15 protein-coding genes and 1 pseudogene are annotated in these 17,961 nt (G+C 36.9%); 7 read left to right on the forward strand and 9 right to left on the reverse strand.

The features are described from left to right. Nucleotides 1-65 precede the first annotated feature (65 nt). The gene (mutS, locus tag BBP83_RS10240) at nucleotides 66-2,690 is read left to right on the forward strand and encodes a DNA mismatch repair protein MutS (protein WP_068888160.1); all 2,625 of its coding nucleotides are present in this window, start codon (nucleotides 66-68) and stop codon (nucleotides 2,688-2,690) included. Nucleotides 2,691-2,956: 266 nt separating this feature from the next. Here mutS and BBP83_RS10245 read toward each other — a convergent pair whose 3' ends face one another. Further along, a complete protein-coding gene (locus BBP83_RS10245) occupies nucleotides 2,957-3,757 on the reverse strand; it encodes a BRO-N domain-containing protein (protein ID WP_078055430.1) in 801 nt (266 codons plus the stop codon). A 167-nt stretch (nucleotides 3,758-3,924) separates the two neighbouring features. Between BBP83_RS10245 and BBP83_RS10250 the strand changes: the two genes are divergently transcribed. Next, on the forward strand, nucleotides 3,925-4,377 hold the full coding sequence (locus tag BBP83_RS10250; protein ID WP_068888162.1) for an Arc family DNA-binding protein: 453 nt from the start codon (nucleotides 3,925-3,927) through the stop codon (nucleotides 4,375-4,377). A 29-nt stretch (nucleotides 4,378-4,406) separates the two neighbouring features. Further along, entirely contained in the window at nucleotides 4,407-5,273 is an 867-nt protein-coding gene (locus BBP83_RS10255; protein ID WP_068888164.1) for a hypothetical protein, read from the forward strand. A gap of 158 nt (nucleotides 5,274-5,431) precedes the next feature. On the opposite strand, the gene BBP83_RS10260 is transcribed toward BBP83_RS10255, so the two are convergent. The 3 genes from BBP83_RS10260 to BBP83_RS10270 are packed head-to-tail and all read right to left on the reverse strand — an operon-like array spanning nucleotide 5,432 to nucleotide 7,815. Further along, nucleotides 5,432-6,502, reverse strand: coding sequence for a hypothetical protein (locus tag BBP83_RS10260; RefSeq protein WP_068888166.1), 1,071 nt, complete (start codon nucleotides 6,500-6,502; stop codon nucleotides 5,432-5,434). 3 nt (nucleotides 6,503-6,505) lie between these two features. Beyond that, complete coding sequence (locus BBP83_RS10265; protein ID WP_068888168.1) at nucleotides 6,506-7,003, reverse strand: type II toxin-antitoxin system VapC family toxin; 498 nt, start codon at nucleotides 7,001-7,003, stop codon at nucleotides 6,506-6,508. Continuing rightward, entirely contained in the window at nucleotides 7,000-7,815 is an 816-nt protein-coding gene (locus tag BBP83_RS10270) for a hypothetical protein (protein WP_068888170.1), read from the reverse strand. Before BBP83_RS10270 ends, BBP83_RS10265 begins: the two co-directional genes overlap by 4 nt. A gap of 245 nt (nucleotides 7,816-8,060) precedes the next feature. Here BBP83_RS10270 and BBP83_RS10275 point away from each other — a divergent pair, with 245 nt between their 5' ends. Beyond that, nucleotides 8,061-8,282 (forward strand): excalibur calcium-binding domain-containing protein, encoded by a 222-nt coding sequence (locus tag BBP83_RS10275; protein WP_068888173.1) that lies wholly within the window; start codon nucleotides 8,061-8,063, stop codon nucleotides 8,280-8,282. Continuing rightward, nucleotides 8,218-9,186: a hypothetical protein gene (locus BBP83_RS10280; protein WP_245669740.1), complete on the forward strand. Its 969-nt coding sequence runs from the start codon at nucleotides 8,218-8,220 to the stop codon at nucleotides 9,184-9,186. Before BBP83_RS10275 ends, BBP83_RS10280 begins: the two co-directional genes overlap by 65 nt. Nucleotides 9,187-9,648: 462 nt before the next feature. Here BBP83_RS10280 and BBP83_RS15645 read toward each other — a convergent pair. After that, nucleotides 9,649-9,875 (reverse strand): annotated as a pseudogene (locus BBP83_RS15645) (type II toxin-antitoxin system HigB family toxin); the annotation flags it as partial. Nucleotides 9,876-10,143: 268 nt separating this feature from the next. Between BBP83_RS15645 and BBP83_RS10290 the strand changes: the two are divergent. Next, nucleotides 10,144-12,855 carry a M66 family metalloprotease gene (locus BBP83_RS10290; protein WP_068888177.1) on the forward strand — a complete coding sequence of 904 codons (2,712 nt, stop codon included), beginning with the start codon at nucleotides 10,144-10,146 and terminating at the stop codon, nucleotides 12,853-12,855. Between the two features lie 256 nt (nucleotides 12,856-13,111). Beyond that, a complete protein-coding gene (locus BBP83_RS10295) occupies nucleotides 13,112-13,825 on the forward strand; it encodes an outer membrane protein (RefSeq protein ID WP_068888179.1) in 714 nt (237 codons plus the stop codon). Nucleotides 13,826-13,893: 68 nt separating this feature from the next. Here BBP83_RS10295 and BBP83_RS10300 read toward each other — a convergent pair whose 3' ends face one another. Genes BBP83_RS10300 through BBP83_RS10315 form a run of 4 tightly spaced genes read right to left on the reverse strand, consistent with a single transcriptional unit; the run spans nucleotide 13,894 to nucleotide 17,939 of the window. Further along, nucleotides 13,894-14,880, reverse strand: coding sequence for a phage late control D family protein (locus BBP83_RS10300; protein WP_068888182.1), 987 nt, complete (start codon nucleotides 14,878-14,880; stop codon nucleotides 13,894-13,896). Continuing rightward, nucleotides 14,871-15,080, reverse strand: coding sequence for a tail protein X (locus tag BBP83_RS10305; protein ID WP_068888184.1), 210 nt, complete (start codon nucleotides 15,078-15,080; stop codon nucleotides 14,871-14,873). The genes BBP83_RS10300 and BBP83_RS10305 overlap by 10 nt, the downstream gene beginning before the upstream one ends. Nucleotide 15,081: 1 nt before the next feature. Beyond that, the gene (locus tag BBP83_RS10310; RefSeq protein WP_078055431.1) at nucleotides 15,082-15,540 is read right to left on the reverse strand and encodes a phage tail protein; all 459 of its coding nucleotides are present in this window, start codon (nucleotides 15,538-15,540) and stop codon (nucleotides 15,082-15,084) included. After that, nucleotides 15,540-17,939, reverse strand: a complete 2,400-nt coding sequence (locus BBP83_RS10315; protein WP_141689970.1) for a phage tail tape measure protein — start codon at nucleotides 17,937-17,939, stop codon at nucleotides 15,540-15,542. The genes BBP83_RS10310 and BBP83_RS10315 overlap by 1 nt, the downstream gene beginning before the upstream one ends. Nucleotides 17,940-17,961 lie beyond the last annotated feature (22 nt).

Below are 17,961 nucleotides of genomic sequence, written 5' to 3' on the forward strand. Positions count from 1 at the left end.
TATATAGATGCTATTTAAACGCCCATTTATTTTGATAATTTATAGAAATTAAGGACCATTGTTCAATGACCAGTTCTGATCTAATCGCTGATCTTTCTACTTTAACGCCAATGATGCAACAATATATGGGCGTTAAAATGCAACATCAGCATTCACTTATGTTTTATCGCATGGGGGATTTTTATGAACTGTTTTTTGAAGATGCTCATAAAGCAGCAAAATTGCTGGGTATTACCCTTACCCATCGTGGTAAAGCCAATGGTGAACCCATTCCAATGGCGGGAGTGCCCTATCACGCAGCAGAGGGTTATTTAGCACGTTTAGTTAAAAAAGGCGAAACTGTTGTTATCTGTGAACAAATTGGTGAAGTTACAGGAAAAGCGCCTGTAGAACGTGGTGTGGTTCGAATTATTACCCCAGGTACTTTAACCGATGATGCTTTGCTGACAGCGCATCAAACATCAAACTTAGTCGCACTTTGTGTGCAACAAAATCAAATTGGTATTGCCCTACTGGATTTAAGTGCGGGTATTTTTAAAGTTCAACAACAAGACTTTAAAATTGAACAGTTAGCCATTGAGCTATCTCGTCTGATGCCTAGTGAAATTATTATTGATGAAGACATTATTGATCCAAATATTATTGAACAAATTAAGCAACAACTGGACAGCCCAATTACCAAACGCCCAAATGTTGACTTTAATTTAAATAATGCACAAAAGACGTTGTGCGATCAGTTCGCTGTTTCCACCCTCTCTGGTTTTGGTATTGATCACTTGCCTTTGGCAAAAGCAGCTGCTGCAGCTTTAATTCACTATGCAAAAGAAACACAAAAAACTGCATTACCGCATATTCGTTCTATTTTACTCGAACAAAGTTCAGATTTTATTGCGCTAGACCCAGTGACACGACGCAATTTAGAACTTGTCGATCCACTTTTTGAACATGGCACATCACTCTTTCAACTGATTAATGACTGCCAAACTGCAATGGGTGGCCGTCTGTTACGCAGAACATTAATGCAACCTTTGCGTGATACAGCAATTTTAGATGGACGTCTAGATGCCACACAAGCGCTACTCAAGGGATATCACGAAGCACCAGTTCGCATTGTATTAAAAGAAATTAGTGATATTGAGCGCGTGCTTAGTCGTGTGGCTTTAGGTAGTGCGCGTCCGCGTGATTTAGTACAGTTGCGTCAAACCTGCGCTCAAATTCCGTATTTACGGCATGCCTTAAAACCTATTATTGAATTAAAACAATCCAAACTTCTGAGTGAATTAAATCAAGAACTGGGGGATTTTAATGGCCTGCATCAACGTCTCATGTCAGCGATTGTGGAACATCCACCAGTATTACTGCGTGATGGCAATGTCATTGCAGAAGGCTTTGATGATGAGTTGGATGAACTACGCAAAATTCGAGATCATGCGGGACAGTTCTTAATTGATTTAGAAATTAAAGAACGCGCAGAAACAGGCATTAATACCCTGAAAATTGGTTATAACCGTGTCAGTGGCTATTATATTGAATTGACGCGTGGTCAAGCAGATCAAGCTCCTGAGCGCTATATCCGTCGTCAAACGCTTAAAAATGCAGAGCGCTATATCACGCCTGAACTTAAATCCTTTGAAGATAAAGTCCTATCTAGTGAATCACGTGCCCTTGCCCGTGAAAAAATGCTCTTCGAAATGCTTTTAGATGAATTGCGCCTAGACATTGGTAACTTACAAATGATGAGCAGTGCAATTGCACAAGTTGACATGATTGCTAACTTTGCACAGCAAGCCCGTCTGAACAATTGGGCGCGACCTGAGTTTAGTCCTGAAATTGGGGTAAAAATTCAGGCAGGTCGTCACCCTGTGGTTGAATCACTCAGTAAAACAGCCTTTACCCCAAATGATACAACCTTAGACTTTAACCATCGTATGGCCATTATTACTGGCCCGAACATGGGTGGTAAATCGACCTTTATGCGTCAAACTGCCTTGATTGTGCTTTTAGGTTACTGCGGTAGCTTTGTTCCTGCACAAGCTAGTGTATTAGGCCCAATTGACCGTATTTTCACCCGTATTGGTTCTGCCGATGATTTATCAACAGGTAAATCGACGTTTATGGTTGAAATGACCGAAACATCGCAAATTTTGCATCATGCTACCAATCAGTCTTTAGTTTTAATGGATGAAGTCGGTCGTGGCACCAGTACTTATGACGGTTTATCGTTAGCTTGGGCCTGTGTATTAGATTTAACCAAACGTATTAAATGTCTCTGTTTGTTTGCTACGCATTATTTTGAATTGACTGAATTAGGCAAAGAATCAGCTATTGATAATTATCACGTTACGGCAAAAGAATTGAATGGTAATTTAATTCTTTTGCATAAAGTACAGCAAGGCCCTGCCAGCCAAAGTCATGGTTTGCAAGTTGCAAAATTAGCAGGTATTCCTGCTAGTGTGATTAAAGAAGCACAAAATCGTCTTAAAATTTTAGAGAAACAGCAGCAGTTACATATCCATCATGCCATTCAGAATGATTTGTTTATGCCCAATGAAACCCCTGAAGTGATAGAACGTATTATCGAAATTGAAAAAACATCTCCTGCATTAGAGCTACTCAAAGAACTCGATATTGATAATTTAAGCCCAAGAGAAGCATTACAGCAATTGTATATGCTTAAAGATCAGCTTTAATCTGGACTAGAAAAAAGGCTCTCAACTGAGAGTCTTTTTCATTTATAAGTAATTTTGATGGATATCCATGCCTTTTATCAAATTTAACAGTGCAATCTATATCAAATATCAATAAAAGGCTAAAAAAAGATGCTATCTTTCTGTTTTTTCTATAATTTATAAAAGTGCCTGCAAAATAAATGCAAAATTCCTGCAAAACTATTATCGAAAATATAGAAGAGATTGACCATTCTGACACAATAAAAAACCGCCCGAAGGCGGTTTTCTTACTTCAATAAATTATATCTTTGATGTGGCGAAGTCTTCAACTCGAACATATGTTGATAGTCATAAACTGGTAATTCTACATTGTACTTTTTGCATAGATCCGATACTGCATAGGTCATATAGAACATATTGTCATGCAACATAGACACCAGTAATGGATTGAGTTTTGCCAGTGTCGGGCTATGGGTATTCCACCATGCCTGGAAGAGTTTGGCTTGGCCACAGAGTATTTCTATAGATTGGTTTTCATCTATATGAATATCCCCTTTTGCTTTAATTTGCATGGTTTCTAGGTAGTCCACTGCGTCTTGGAAATGCATGGCCAAGAGTTCGCTATAACGTGGAATGCGAAAGTGTTTGTTATGTCTGACCCAGAGTTCGGTGCGTTTCTTTGTACTGCCCTCACAACGTCGGTCGACGATTTCTTTGAGTATGGCTTGTTGCTCTGCGTTAATTTTTACTCGAGTGTCGATTTGCTGATGCTGTATTTCTTTTTCCAATACGTCGAGTACCCATTTGCGGAATTCTTTGGCAACTGGTGTACGGGCAAACATGGCTATTAAATGACAGCCCCTAAGAGAGAATATTCGCATACCCAAATTGGGTATCTGAGGATTCTCGACTAACTGCGTCATTTTTTGAGTGAATTCATCTGCTTTACGATTAAAAATCTTGCTTACTGCATTTTCTTGCTTATATCCCAAGGCTTGAGCTAATTCAGTAGATGTTAACCAAATGTCCTGTTCATATCTAACGACATTAAACATTGTTTCATTAAAAGATAATGCTAAACTATTCATATCAGTTTTCTCACAGAAGATTGATAACTAGCCCCGTAGCCGTCCAAAGTTTCGGGGCTTTTTACACCCCAGTGGGGTGTATTTAAAATTTATTCTTTTAATTAAAACTTGTCAACCCCAGTGGGGTTTATTATTATTGAATCAATTTCGAAAAACAGATCATTGATATGAGCAAGCATCTAGGTGTGGAATATAAAGTTCGAATGCCCCAAGAACTAAAAGATAAAATTGCAGAATCTGCTAAAGATCTTAATCGCTCTATGAATGCAGATATTGTGGCGAGACTAGAAAATAGCTTTTTATTAAATGACAGTTCGGCTCCTACAAATGCTGACGTAAAAGTCTTTCATTTAAAGAATGGGAAAAGGCGTGTTATTTTTGGAAAGCTTTTAAATAACCTTAGCTTAGACTACACACAAGAACTCGATCAACTTCGTGACGATATTCATCTTGCTCTTGAGGTATTGAGTGGTTCTTCTTTTTGGAATTCATTAAAGTTTTTTAATAAAGATGTTCTGGTTTATAAAGGCGACAATCATATTGACGTTGTAGACAACGGTAAAAAAAGTCTTGGGTGGTTGATTGTCGAAGACCATTGGGTGGGAGAGAATGAAGATTAAATTAATTAACAATGTTTGGGGATTTTAATATGAATACAGGGGATATAAAACAGTTAGAAAATTTTTACTCAATATTTTTAGAAATTGAAAATAGCGTTTCTCAAATTTCATATAAATATATTTCAGTAGATGAATTTAAAAAGTTAACTCCGATTGAATGGCATTATAAATATTGGTATGAAAATATTCAAAAATTTCATATTTGTGGATTAACCTCAATTTTAAGGCTAAAAAAATGGTATGAAGCAGTAGAATCCGCATATAAAAGCCAAAATTATTATGGTTTTTGTGCAGCATTAAGAGGCGGGATCGAAGCCTGTGCTGACTCTTTTTATTCATTAAATGGCTGTGTAGTAACTATTGCTGAAAATTTTTCACTGATTAAACTAGCATTGGAGAAAGTGCCGCTCGATATTGATAAATTCTCGATTTCTCAAGAACTTGAAGACAGTTTGATTCATTACAGTTACGCTAGAAAGTTGACAAATTCTGAAAAAGTTAAGTGTGATAATAGCCATAATGCAGAGCAAGTAAGAACCTATTTAAATTCATTAAAAAATGAAAAAATCATTGAATTATATGCTGAGCTTTGTCAGGTAACACATCCCTCTGCTTACTCACTTACCCCATTCTTTATTAATATTTCAGAAAATGAACAATGTTATCACTCATTAGACATTGATAAAAAACTTATGGATAAAATTTTACTAAATTATGTAAATCCAATTATAAATACTATTGAAGTAACATTAGGACCAGCATTATGTAGTTTGAAGATTGTTAACTTACTATTCGATTCAATAGATAATCACCTTAGAACAGATGAAAATTTATTAATTATTCTTTCAGAGTATAAATTTTGGCAGATTTTAGAAGAAAAAATTAATAAAATATAATTATTTATGATTCGCAATAAAATAACTGATTTTAGATAAATTTAAAAAATTCCGAATATTTAATGCAGAAGCGAAAAAGTGGTAACTGTTTGTAGTTTCTAAAATAATTTTAACTATGTATCTACTTTATCCTAAAGAATAAAAAAGAGTTGAAACATTTAAAGTATCTCAACTCTTTTCAATTTTTCATAATTTGGTAAAGGAATAAATATCAAAAGGGGTAAATCATTAAATTTTTCTTTATAATTATCAGGTATCTGAATACTGAATTCAGATGGGTTTAAAAAAGATTCTGTAGCGATTACTTTGTCATCTTTAATTGTTAATGTTTTGAAAACTTCAGATATCATTGAACTACGCCATCCTAAATTGGCAAAAAGCTCGCCCTCATTTTTTTCAGCGGAATATATAAATCGGACACCATACAATTTACCTTTTTCAATTATCAACTCTTGCTTAGTTTCTTTCCAAGTAGAATATTTCATCAAATAAAATGCTAACTCATTTTCAAGTTTTGTTTCCAGAAGTTTATTATTACAATAAATTTTGGACACTTTCGGCGTAAAAATTACTTTTCCAGCATTATCATTTGATATTTCTTGAGCACTATCTTCATCTGTCAATAATCTAAACTCTAAATCAGGTGTAGTAGCCAAAATACAATCACCAATTTTTGACATCTCTGAACGTGATATCGCTTGTATAAAATCTATAGTGTACTGTTCTTCTTCTTCATCAAAGGCTTTAATTGGTAATAATACCCAATGGTTAAAAAGTCTAAAATAAACAGAAATATAAAGTGGCACCCCCATAATATTAGAATAATTTTCAAGCTTTTTATAATATTCTTTTTTAATTACAAATTTTTTATGAGGATCATTCGAGCTAAAATTTTTTACCTCAACTAATATTTGCTCATCATTCTTAAGAATAATTCTGTAATCAGGCATTTCTATTTCTGTTGTAGCAGTAAATAAATTCCCTGCATCTTCTTGCTTAACCAACTTGGCTGAGCCCAAAGCACCAACAACATAAGCAAAAAGCATTTCAATACGCTTTCCATGTATTGTAATATCGGTTTTTTGGGATCTTTCTAAACTTTTCTTTATTTCTTTTAAGAAAGTATTTAATGAAGTTTCATCTTGTATGTTAATTGAATATTTGCTCGTAAATGCTGAAAAAAGCTCAAATGTATCAAATTTTTCAAACTGTCTATTTTGTCTTTTCATAAATTATTGTACTCGATCACTTTCTGACACAACTAAACTCGCCATCTGCTCAAAATAATTATTGTCCATATAGTCATAAACAGCTAAAGCCAAACCAAGCTCATGTACGACTGTTTTAAGTCCCTGATCATGAGAAATAATAGCAGTTGCATTATTAGCAAGTGCTATCCCAATAATTTGAATATCAACTTTGACTTTTTGACGTGGATCTTGAGACTTTCTATTCTTTGGCAAATTACGATAGTCACGATAAACTTTGGCAGCACTTAAAGCAGCTTTTGCATCAAAATCTAAATTTTTAAATTTAGAATTTGGTTTAAGTAAACTTAAAGAACGTGCATCATCATTATCACCTGCAATAAACTCAGAAATCACAGGCATTGGTAAAGCCCAAGAAAAATTCTTACCTTGATTGAGGAAGGCAACAAGATTCTTATATTCAGCATCATCTTTGTCTTTTATTAATAATGTAATTAAGGCATTTGTATCTAAGATGATCAATCTTGTCGCTCCTTCAGCCACTCAGCTATCGGGTCATCATGTGTAGACCAATTCGATGCACCTTTCGCTCTAAAGTCATCAATCCACTCTTCTAAGCTAACATCCTCAATGACATGGAACTTATTGATGATGTATTTTTTAAGCGTTAATTGATAAGAATTAGATTTCGATAAATAAGTGGCTTCCCCTTCAAATCTTAAATTTGTATCGTTATCAAAGTATGGATGTAATTCTTTTAGCAACTTATGAGAACACTGTGCTGGAACTTCCACCCCATTGTTTAAAATAATGGTGATGTGATCTGACTTGTCACGCCCTTTTTGCAAGCGAGTTAAACGTCCGTCTAAAGACTCTTGTTGTTTGAATTCTTCTTCAGTCTCTAATTCAGGAACGACATATAAAATTTCTTTAGGTTCGTATATTTCATTATCTTTTAAAGTGCCGTATGAAATCTCAGCATGATGATATCCATACTTACCTAATTCTTTTTGAATGCGGGCAATTTGCCTGTGTTTTGCAGCAGTGTCTTTCATCACATTGGACATAGCCAATGATCTACAGTCATTTGGCACTGTAACAGCAATGGTCGTTGAACCTTCTTTAATCGTATTAAAGCTAGCTTGCTTGATGCCAACAATTTGACCTAGTGCAGATAGTAAATTCGCAATACTGGAAATTTCTAAATCATGTAAATGCCCATCATGGATTTTTAAAACAAAATCAAGATCGCCAGCTTGTTCTTGCTGAACAGCTGGATCGAATAGATCAAGACTTTGTTGGGCAACTTTGCCCTGTTTACCCACTTTTGACATTACAATTTATTTTCAATTTAGGTTGCTTATATTATGTTCAACTTATAGAACAAATGAAAGATAACTTACATATCAATTCAATTTCACTTTTTATGGCTAAAACAGTAATTTGTCAACCAAAAATCAGTCTAATTCAAAGATTTGTCAACTAAACTGGCTTTTATAATACTTTCTAACTAGATTCATTGAGCAAACAAGTCGAGAGTTGCTAGACTTTGACTAATGTTTTGACTTTAAAATAATTTATGAAATTTCTACTACTTTTGGTTCTGGGGTTCACTTCCATCCAAGTTTATGCAAAAAAGTGCGCTGACTTTAGTACACAGCAGCAAGCACAGAAATGGTATGAACAACGCAAACAATCAGGACAAACTGGTTGGAAAAGTTTAGACCGCGACGGCGATGGCCAAGCATGTGATTGCTTGCCGGGTGGAAATGGTAAGAAGTGCCCGAAGAAGAGGAAATAAAACCATAATGAAACTGAATATAAGCTTTGATTGGGCTGTTGTAACTTCCTTATTTACATTTCTACTTTATTGGTGTGGATACTGCTACTACACAGGTTATTTAGGTTTTTATGGTTTTAATATCGATTCATTCGATATTCCCCTAGTTAGTATGATAATTCAAGGCTTTGTAACAGGTTACAAAGCTTGGTTAGCTTTGATTATTATCTTTATATTAATGTCCTACATTACATCAATTTCGGTAAAACAATGGCTCTATTGGCTTATAAAAGGAATTGGTCTAACCATAAATTTTTTGATCATTATTTATCATTTAACACTCTACTATCCTATTCGCTTTATCGCCCAGCGCTCCTTAGTCTCTAAAGCTATACAACACACTAGGGACAAAATACCAAACCTCATTAAATGTTTATTCATAGGAGTTTGGAATTTTCTAAAAAAAGTGGGATTAACGATTCGTAATAAAAGCAATAAAATCGAAGAATCTAATCACCAAATTTTAGAACGGCTACACCTCACAACACCTCAAATTAAGCAAGAAATATATGGGGATAGTCCTGAACCATCAATAAGTCAAAACTTCACTTTTGACTTATCTTTTTTTATTCATTATTCAGTTTTACTCTTACTTTTAGCTGGTATTATTAATGTATTAAATGTCGGTCAAAATCTTATAAAAGATGGAAAAAATACAGCATCGAGCGATTTTAATTCGGCTCTAATTTCAATTAAAAAGGAAAACTATTCCCAGAATACTTATCCTTTGGTTGAAGTCAAAGGCCAAGATACCAATGAAAAACTATTCCTAACCAACATTTGTTTAAAATCAATGTGTTTAGTTACTGACCAAAATAAAAATGTACAAATTTTTGATGTAAAAGATATAAAGGTGCTTCATTAAATAATGCGCCACACGGCGCTCCACTTATGCAAAATCTTGAACCAATTTATTAATGACTAGTCGCTGAAGTTTAAGTGAAAATATATACATATAAGAGTTCTTAAGGGATATAACCAAATGCCTGAACTATCTAGATAATAATTATTTTTCAAAACATAACTAATCTGATATTATCGATAATGATTCTTAATAACACTTTATAAAATATAATATGACCGATTTATCAACAAACTTTAACGACACCCGCCTCATCAAATCTTGGTTTGGATTTATTCTAGGGTTGATCTGCGTTGGAATTAGCATGATAGCTTTATATGAATCTGTGAGTTTACAAGGCATCCTGAGGACTTTGGGTTTTCTATGCTGTTGGTATCCATGGTGTCAATTACCTATTAAGAATTACCCGCTATCAAAACTTTTCAGTAAAAAAACAGAAGGCGTAAAATTAAATAAACTAGCTAGCTACCTAACAATTATGGCTTTAGTTTTCCTCATTAGCTCTACAGTTTTGTTTTTATGAATTACTTTTATGTGTGACTTATACACACGCTTTGCCTGATACATCACGACTACAATAAGTCGAATCTTGTTCCGCCAATATCGAATACATGAAAATTTCCAACTTTATTGACCGCTGGAAAGTACTGTTTCATCTCGATAAAATCTTTCGGATCAGGTGCCTTCATGGAAGGCACCTGCTTAGTAGATTTTATTCAAACAGAGCATCTATATGATAGCTTGGCTTTTTAAGCTCAACACATTATTCCCGAAAACAAAATTAACTATGCTTTATAGATTACACACGATATTTAGCAGAGCCTTTATTTTATAAAAAAATCAAACCAATCAATCTACACATAAGCTAATATTGCTATAATACATTGATATATATACAAAAATACTTAACGTATTTTAATTTTAATGATACACAATCGTGGATTATGTAAGGGAAATGTGATGCAGTTTAAGCTTAAGCTTTTAGCAATCTGTACTTTATCAGCCATGCTAATGGCTTGCGGTGGCGGTTCTAATTCAGAAAATAATGATTCAACACCTCCAGCAGATGGAGATGGAAATCAAAAACCACCCTTGATACCCAAATACCCTGAACCTAAAACAGATACTTTCCCCGATGCAGTTTTAGGATATTTTGATTTTAATAAAGAAGGAACAACAAGAGTAATTAAAAATGATTTAAGCGGTGACTTTCAGGCCATGGTTCAATTTGCTCAGAGCCATACCGTGAGTCCAAATGGTAATGAGGCGAATCTTATGCCTCGCTTGGCCTCAGAAAGAGAAGCCCTTCTCTTAATTACGCCAACCGCCGAAATGGGTAAATTAGAGAGTTTAACTGCTGAAATTTATCAGAATGAAAAATTGCTACGAACAATAGAGCTCAATGACCCCTCTTTAATTCCCATATCTGACCAAAACAACACCGATGATCGCCCTCGTGTGCAATATTCTAAACGAGCATGGTCCGCAGTTTTAAATTGGGATGAAGTACGCCCTGGCTTAAACATTCGAATTGTAGATACTAAGAGCAATAAAAGCGGTTCTTTAGGGGCGTCAAATATTGATTTTTCAGCGCCTGGTGAATTATTGGTACAAAACATTCGTATAGGAATGCTCACCCCGCCAATTCCCACTGACCACCATTACATGTTAAATCAACCTGAGATTGCTGGTTCGGACTATTTCCAGACTATGCCCGCTGCTAAAATGACCGTCAGTCAATATGATGATATTTTTCTGCCAAAAGTAATGATTTCTAGTGGAAAAATTTATGACACAGTGAGTGATGACATTGGTGGAGGGCATAGTGGTGATATGCGTGAAAATGTAGGGAAATCCACTTTTAGTGTTGGTATTAACTTAGCCAACTGGGGTGTGACCAGTGCCTCAATGCAAAGTCAGCAACAACCTCAACTTACGCAGTCCGTTGTCGCCCACCATTCACGAGGTCTTTACCAAAATGGCCCAGTCAATCATGGCTTGAGTGGTGGTAACGGTATGTTGACCCTAGACTATTCATCTGGAAATGAATTCAGCCATGAAATCGGACACCATTATGGTATGGGTCACTACGATGGTCTAAAGGATGGCAATTATTTCTGGACAGCTCATCATGCGGATAGTGGTTGGGGGTATATTGGCTATCGAAACATGATGCATGGTAACTTAAACTGGACAAAAACTAATATTGATCAAGATCTTCGTAATGGCGAAGCTATTTTCTTAAATAAATATAGATATGGTCGCGACGCGCAGTCGGATGGCTTTCCAACTGGATCTATTTCCAAATATACCTACTACACTGGTTACAATACACAACGCCGCATTCAGCCACATTTTGAAGCACGTCATATTTGGGATGAAACTTCACCTAGTGGTTATAAAAAATGGAATAAAGATACACGTGAAATGGAGAACTCAAATCCTCCGATTCCTGGTTCTAATGAGGTTTGGTATAACAGTTCTAATGGTTATTATTTAAAACCTAAGCAATTTGGTGTACCAGTCTTTACAATATTGGGTGGGTATGATCCAGTAAATAAAGTAGGTCTACTCTATAAAGAAGCTCGTGGAAACTGGGGGAATGTGTTTGATTTACCAAAAACGAATCCTAATGCTATGACAGCAAATTGCTGGATCAATGTTAAATTTTACACAGGTAAAAATGAAGAAAATATTGCTCTAGCACCTCAACGCATGCAAGCCAATAGTGTTAATAAGCTACATGTAAATCTAGCTCAGTCAGACCAGCCTAAATCTGTAGATCTATACTGTAAAGATGAAGGTCAAGTAGCTCAAAAACTATCTTCAATTGAAATTCCAATCTATTCAAATAATCTTCCTAAGCCTGTCGTCATTGGTAAAGAGAGCGGATATAGCGCTTTACGCAAAATTGAGCTACCAGAACTTGAAGCTGAATTAATGAGTCAAGTTGATAAACCAATAGTGACTCTCTCTCCTAGAGGAATTGAGCTTTACAGATCTTACCGATTGCATGGGCAAGAGCTCTCAATGACAGCTCAACAACAAATGCAACGCTACACACAACAACAGAATCAATTGTATCGTCTAAATCGTTGGGTTAATGCTTATGCAAATGACCTTAGAAGCGGGAATCAAGATGCTCAAGTAGCATTTACTGATTTTGTAAATAAGATTGATTTAAGCAATGAGGCACCATTAGCTAACAGCGCTCCTCTTATTTTACCTGCAATGAGAAATAGTTGCTTGAAAGCAGAAGAGCTTGCAACAGGCAAAATAAGTGCTTATATCAGTGGCAAAAATGGCTGTACTGGCGAAGCCTCTGAGAAATGGATTTATGATGCAATGGGTAAAATCCATAATGAAAAATATGTAGATCATTGTTTATCAAGCTCTATGGAACTTACTCCTTGCCGTAATGACACAGCTAGTCAAATTTGGACTATGGATGATACCAAACAACAAATTCGACAGGGTAATCAATGTCTTGATCTACATGGTGGGCGTGCACCTGATGATAATGGTCGTGGTATAGCAACACGTTATGCCTGTTCAGGAACTTCAAATCAAAGATGGACCATGTTGCAATCCAATAACAGTCTTATTTTAAGTGCTGCACCTAATCAAAATTTAGCATTAATTACAAGTAGCTTATCAAAAGCTAATCCTTAATAGACTTGTAAAGCCTTCTCTTGAGAGGGCTTTACAACCGCATCATGTCGCGCTTTGCAGTCATTATATTTCACTACAGCACTTATAGATCAAAGCATCATACGGCGCTCTAACTTTTCCGCACCTCACTAATTCAAAATTATGATAAAAAAATCACAAAAATTTAGAATAATGAGACTAAATATGTAACAAAATGCAATAGGAGTGCATAGAAATTACGATACTATCTACACAATAATTACAGTGGAGCTACACAATGAAACAATTATTATTAGTCACAGCTATTTCGTTTTCAAGCTTAGCTTATGCTGACAATGGTTTTTATACATCACTTAAATCAGGCATCAGTGATACAAAATTTGACAATAGCAAAGACCAGATCACATTTAATGGATCTGACGTTGATTTCAAAGAAACTCTCCATAATAAAGATGCTGATAAATCTATTTACCCAAATATCTCTGCTGCTGTGGGTTTTGATTTCAGTAAAATTAGTAACATTAATGCTCGTGCTGAATTAGAATACAGCTATAAAGACAAAGCTAAATTTAATCCGGCTATTGAAGCAATACAAGATATCGATGGATCTGAAGCTGTAAATGAAGAGAGTCCATTTGTAAAAGAACTCAAAAGCCAATCTTTAATGCTTAATGGTTACTACGATTTTAAAAATACATCAAAATTCACACCTTATGTAAGTGCTGGTGTAGGTGTAACACGCGTTAAAAATGCAACACAAGTATTTTTTGAACCAGAAAATATGACGGATACAGACAACAGTTTCACTTGGGCGGCAGGTCTTGGTGTTGTATATAAAGTGACTGAAAACGTTGCCCTTGATTTAGGCTATCGCTATGTAGATGCTGGTGAAGTTGAGTTTAATAACTATCCTATTGAAGGGATTAACTTTAAAACTACCGCTGATCTAGTATCACATGACTATTCATTAGGTATTCGTTACAACTTCTAAGAGTTGGTAATAACAGAGGGGGATATTTATTATCCCCCTTTTCTTTGGGCAAAATAAAAGTAGCCTATCTATAGTATGAGTGGCTTTACAGCCTGAATACCTGTCTTAAACCCAATAGACTTATCAATACTATGCGTGGCTTGCTCAATAATCCAATCCCCTGCAATGCCTTCTCTAAAACCTATAAGTGTCAAAGGCTTTTCAGCGGAGATTTCAGGATCACCTGGTAAGTTTAAACTCAACTTTTCTTCACTACGGCGCGATTGATCTAATGATGCTTGAGCAGCTGATTGCGCACTTTTAGCATCTTGATAGATATGCCTGAGCCTTTTGACAGGCTCTCCCTCACCAACTTTTACTTCTTGCTTTTTAGCGCCCTTTTTATCATGCCAATATGCAATCGTGGTACCAACACTATCACTTGTACTGGACGTCATTTCCCAATCACTCACCTGCTGTTTTACTAAAGTTAAACTTGGCAATTCAATCTCACCGCGCTTAACAAATAGCAGTTTCCCACCTGCAGGTTTACACACCACATCGTATCTTTTGGCGATACGCATTAAAAAGTTCATATCCGACTCATCAGACTGGTCAAAATGAGGAAGCTTTAAAGCAGACACTGAATTACTCACAATCGGCTCTAGCCCATGTTCTCTCGCAATCTTAGTCACGACAGCAAAAATAGTCGTACCTTTTGGCCAAGAGCGTGTTTTTTGCGAAGATAGCGAGGTCATTCCACTTTTACTGGTCAATTGTGGTAGTGCACGGCCACGGATCACCATTTTTTCAGGTGGACCTGATAACGATACTTCACTGACGATAAATAATCCCATATCCGTCATATCATAGTCATAACCCATAGATATTCTTAATTCAGCACCTTTTTTAGGCAACTCAATTGGATTATTTGGGTCATCTATAAGTGCAATTTCACAGGTATCAGATTCATAACCAGTGCCATCAGTTACCGAAATAGATTCATACATATCTTGGATAAGTACGGTTATATCAGCATCATTCGCAATCACAGAAAAACATGGTATTAGTCCCATAGTTTCACCTTGCGCGTCTCAGTACTCTGTTTTACTTCTGGTAATTCAATCAGCACACCAGCAGGCAATAACGCCTCATATCGAGATATCCCAAAGTTTACCCCTAGAATGCGCTCAACTACTTTGTTATTGGTATGGCCATAGTATCGATAAGCGATTTCATCAAGCGTATCGCCAGCTTTAGTTAAATATTGCACCATGTTAAAGCCCTACTGCATTCATAATTCCAGACAGCAAACCTAAACGTGCTGGACTATCTGAGTATTTACGCATATTAATCGTGAATTCTTGACGGCGTGGCACGCCAAATGCGGCAAACTTGGTCTGACCTTCAGTGATGCTATTAATCACCCAATAGCCCAAAATCTTGCCTGTTCCACTGATTAGTAATTGAGGAATGCCCGTCGCAGCCAAAGCTCGAAGTTCATCAATCTGGCCAGTGCCCCCCTTAAACTCAGGATAAACCACGCCTGTTAATGACTGCGTATCTTCACCCGGCCCTAAAAACTGTAAATTATCCCAGCCACCAAATACCGCTTGTTCACCCCACTTATAATTTGTGGTGCGGTTTAGTTCTTGGTAAGCAGCTGTATAAATGCAGAACTTATATGAGCCAAGTCGCATCATGGTTAAAAATGTACCGTAGATCTGACCGTCCATTATTGACTATACCCCGCATCTATCATTGAGCCACGTTGGGCAACAGCATTAGCTCTATTCAGTTTTTGCATCACTATGTTGGCAATTTCATTTGGATTTTGTCCTGGTGCAGCAGTCACTGTGAAAGATTGTGTAATGTTCTGCTGTGGTACAACACTCTTTGTATTTGCTCCACGAATCTGAGGAGCTGGCCCAGTTCGATATGGCACACCGCGCGACACTTGAGGCTTCTTCTGCTCGGATGATCCAAATCCAAAAGTACTTTTAACCGAACCAAAAAAACTATCAATACTAGGGGCTTTATTTGCTAGATCCGCAACCTTTCCAATGATTCCACCAATATTCTTATGAATCCATGCTAGCCCATCTACAAGCTTGGTAACTGGTGTTAAAACCCAATCAATGGCAGTACCAACAATCTTGCCAAAGTTTTCGCCCGCACTTGTTGCATTTTTTAATTGCTCATCCGTAGCCTTTGTTGGGGCTATAAGTTTCATAAACCAGTCATAGACAATCCCAATGCCATTACCAATCATTTGAATCACAGGCTCCAACCATGTCATAGACTTATACAAATTTGTAAATGATGTGATTGCTGGTTCAAGCCCCTGTTTCAAGCCAGTCCAGAACCCACTAAAAAATGCTGAGATTCGATCCCAATATTTATAAATCATTACACCTGCAGTAATAGCCGCTGTGGCAACAATTCCCCAAGGGGTACGGAGTAAAACAAAACCGACTTGCTTAATAATAGGAATAATTGCACCAAAGCCTGAACGTAAAAGCCCCAACGGATTAGACAGTGATTGGAAAACTTTACCAGTAACACCTCCCGAAGTAGCTAATCTAGCAAACAGTCCATTTGTCGTGATAATTGGCGATTTAATTGCCACCAGTGCCAGCCTTGCAACCAATAACCCAAGCTTGAAGGCACCTAGAGCAACAACAGCCGTAACAATAACCTTGGTTAGTTTAGGGTGCTCTTGAGACCAGTCAGCAAAAACCGAAACCACGCTACCCACACTTCCCATGATTGAATTCACCACTGGCAACAGCACACTGCCAATATTTACAGCCAATTCAGCTCCCCTGTTTTTGAAGGTTTGCCATTGTGCTTCGGTGGTCTCCATACGAGCCTGAAATTCTCGTGTCATACTCCCTGATGCTTCATCACTGTTAGACAAGCGGATTTGTTTTTCTAGCTCAGTACGGTTCTCTAATAACTTTGAAAAGGTATCCCAATGCTCGGCGCCAAATAATGTAGCGACTGCATCAATTTGTGATGTACCTGCCTGCTCAATCCATTCACCTGGTTTCTTCCCTTTCGGTGGAACCCATATCTTTTCTAGTACAGATTCTTTCGGCAACTTCTTAATGGCATCCATCACAGAATAGATTGCACCGACCGCATCTTTTTGCATCATATTTTCTAGTTCATGCGTTTTTAGCCCTAGCTCATCAACCATGGCCTTAAATGGTTTCGATCCAGTATTTGCCGCACCAAGTTTAGAAAACACGGCGTTTATTGCTGTTGAAGATGTCTCTGATTTTTCACCTAAAGTTAATAATGTAGAGCCTAATGCTGCCGTTTCCTTGGCTGAAATTTTAACCATGGAGGCCGTACCCCCGACACGCTGCATAAAATCAATGATGTCTCCACCTTTAGCAATAGCGTTGTCATCTAGATAGTTAATTGAATCCGCCAAGTCCTCGATGTTTTTAATTGGGATCTTATACATATTGGCGATCTTACCCATATTTTCAGATAATTCACCTACGGGTAATTCAAATGCCGTTCCCATCTTGGCTGCTACACGGGTAAATTCGACAACCTCATCTTTGGCGACTCCCATCCTTAAGCCTGAAGTCACCATTTCACCAATTTCATTGGTTGCGATCGGTAATTCACGGCCAAGCAACTGAACCTGTTTCACCATGTCATGGTAGACAGGAGTGAGTTGGCCACTTTTATCTCGAGCTCCATCTAACTGTTTTGCAATACCTAACATAGCCGTTTCGAATTTAGCAGCCATGACAATAGGTGCACCAAAAGTCACAGCTGTTGCAACAGTTGCACCAATTTGACTTTTAAGCTCTTGGAACTTTTGTTGATTTTTCAGCCGTGCCGATTCAACCCGATTTAATTTTTCTTGAGCTTTGGTGAGTCGGTTTAATTCATCGGTCACACTTGAATAGCGTGCACGCAAATTATCAACATTCTTCCCCATACTTCCGAATGTGCGAATAGACTCACCCAACAAAGACTGCTGTTTTTTAACGCGCTGAATCTCAGACCCAATTTTACCTAGTTGGGATGTGGTACTACCAATGGCTGTTCGCAAAGAACCTGCGACTTCACCACCAATTGTAATAATTGCACTTAATTTCTTGTTTGCCATTGCATAAAACACACCAAGACCA

The organism is Acinetobacter celticus (assembly GCF_001707755.1).
Lineage (GTDB): Bacteria > Pseudomonadota > Gammaproteobacteria > Pseudomonadales > Moraxellaceae > Acinetobacter > Acinetobacter celticus.

Excerpts from the sequence above, each read along its gene's own strand:
- mutS (WP_068888160.1), top strand. The coding sequence starts at position 66 with ATGACCAGTTCTGATCTAATCGCTGATCTTTCTACTTTAACGCCAATG.
- BBP83_RS10245 (WP_078055430.1), bottom strand. The coding sequence starts at position 3,757 with ATGAATAGTTTAGCATTATCTTTTAATGAAACAATGTTTAATGTCGTT.
- BBP83_RS10250 (WP_068888162.1), top strand. The coding sequence starts at position 3,925 with ATGAGCAAGCATCTAGGTGTGGAATATAAAGTTCGAATGCCCCAAGAA.
- BBP83_RS10255 (WP_068888164.1), top strand. The coding sequence starts at position 4,407 with ATGAATACAGGGGATATAAAACAGTTAGAAAATTTTTACTCAATATTT.
- BBP83_RS10260 (WP_068888166.1), bottom strand. The coding sequence starts at position 6,502 with ATGAAAAGACAAAATAGACAGTTTGAAAAATTTGATACATTTGAGCTT.
- BBP83_RS10270 (WP_068888170.1), bottom strand. The coding sequence starts at position 7,815 with ATGTCAAAAGTGGGTAAACAGGGCAAAGTTGCCCAACAAAGTCTTGAT.
- BBP83_RS10275 (WP_068888173.1), top strand. The coding sequence starts at position 8,061 with ATGAAATTTCTACTACTTTTGGTTCTGGGGTTCACTTCCATCCAAGTT.
- BBP83_RS10280 (WP_245669740.1), top strand. The coding sequence starts at position 8,218 with ATGGCCAAGCATGTGATTGCTTGCCGGGTGGAAATGGTAAGAAGTGCC.
- BBP83_RS10290 (WP_068888177.1), top strand. The coding sequence starts at position 10,144 with ATGCAGTTTAAGCTTAAGCTTTTAGCAATCTGTACTTTATCAGCCATG.
- BBP83_RS10295 (WP_068888179.1), top strand. The coding sequence starts at position 13,112 with ATGAAACAATTATTATTAGTCACAGCTATTTCGTTTTCAAGCTTAGCT.
- BBP83_RS10300 (WP_068888182.1), bottom strand. The coding sequence starts at position 14,880 with ATGGGACTAATACCATGTTTTTCTGTGATTGCGAATGATGCTGATATA.
- BBP83_RS10305 (WP_068888184.1), bottom strand. The coding sequence starts at position 15,080 with ATGGTGCAATATTTAACTAAAGCTGGCGATACGCTTGATGAAATCGCT.
- BBP83_RS10310 (WP_078055431.1), bottom strand. The coding sequence starts at position 15,540 with ATGGACGGTCAGATCTACGGTACATTTTTAACCATGATGCGACTTGGC.
- BBP83_RS10315 (WP_141689970.1), bottom strand. The coding sequence starts at position 17,939 with ATGGCAAACAAGAAATTAAGTGCAATTATTACAATTGGTGGTGAAGTC.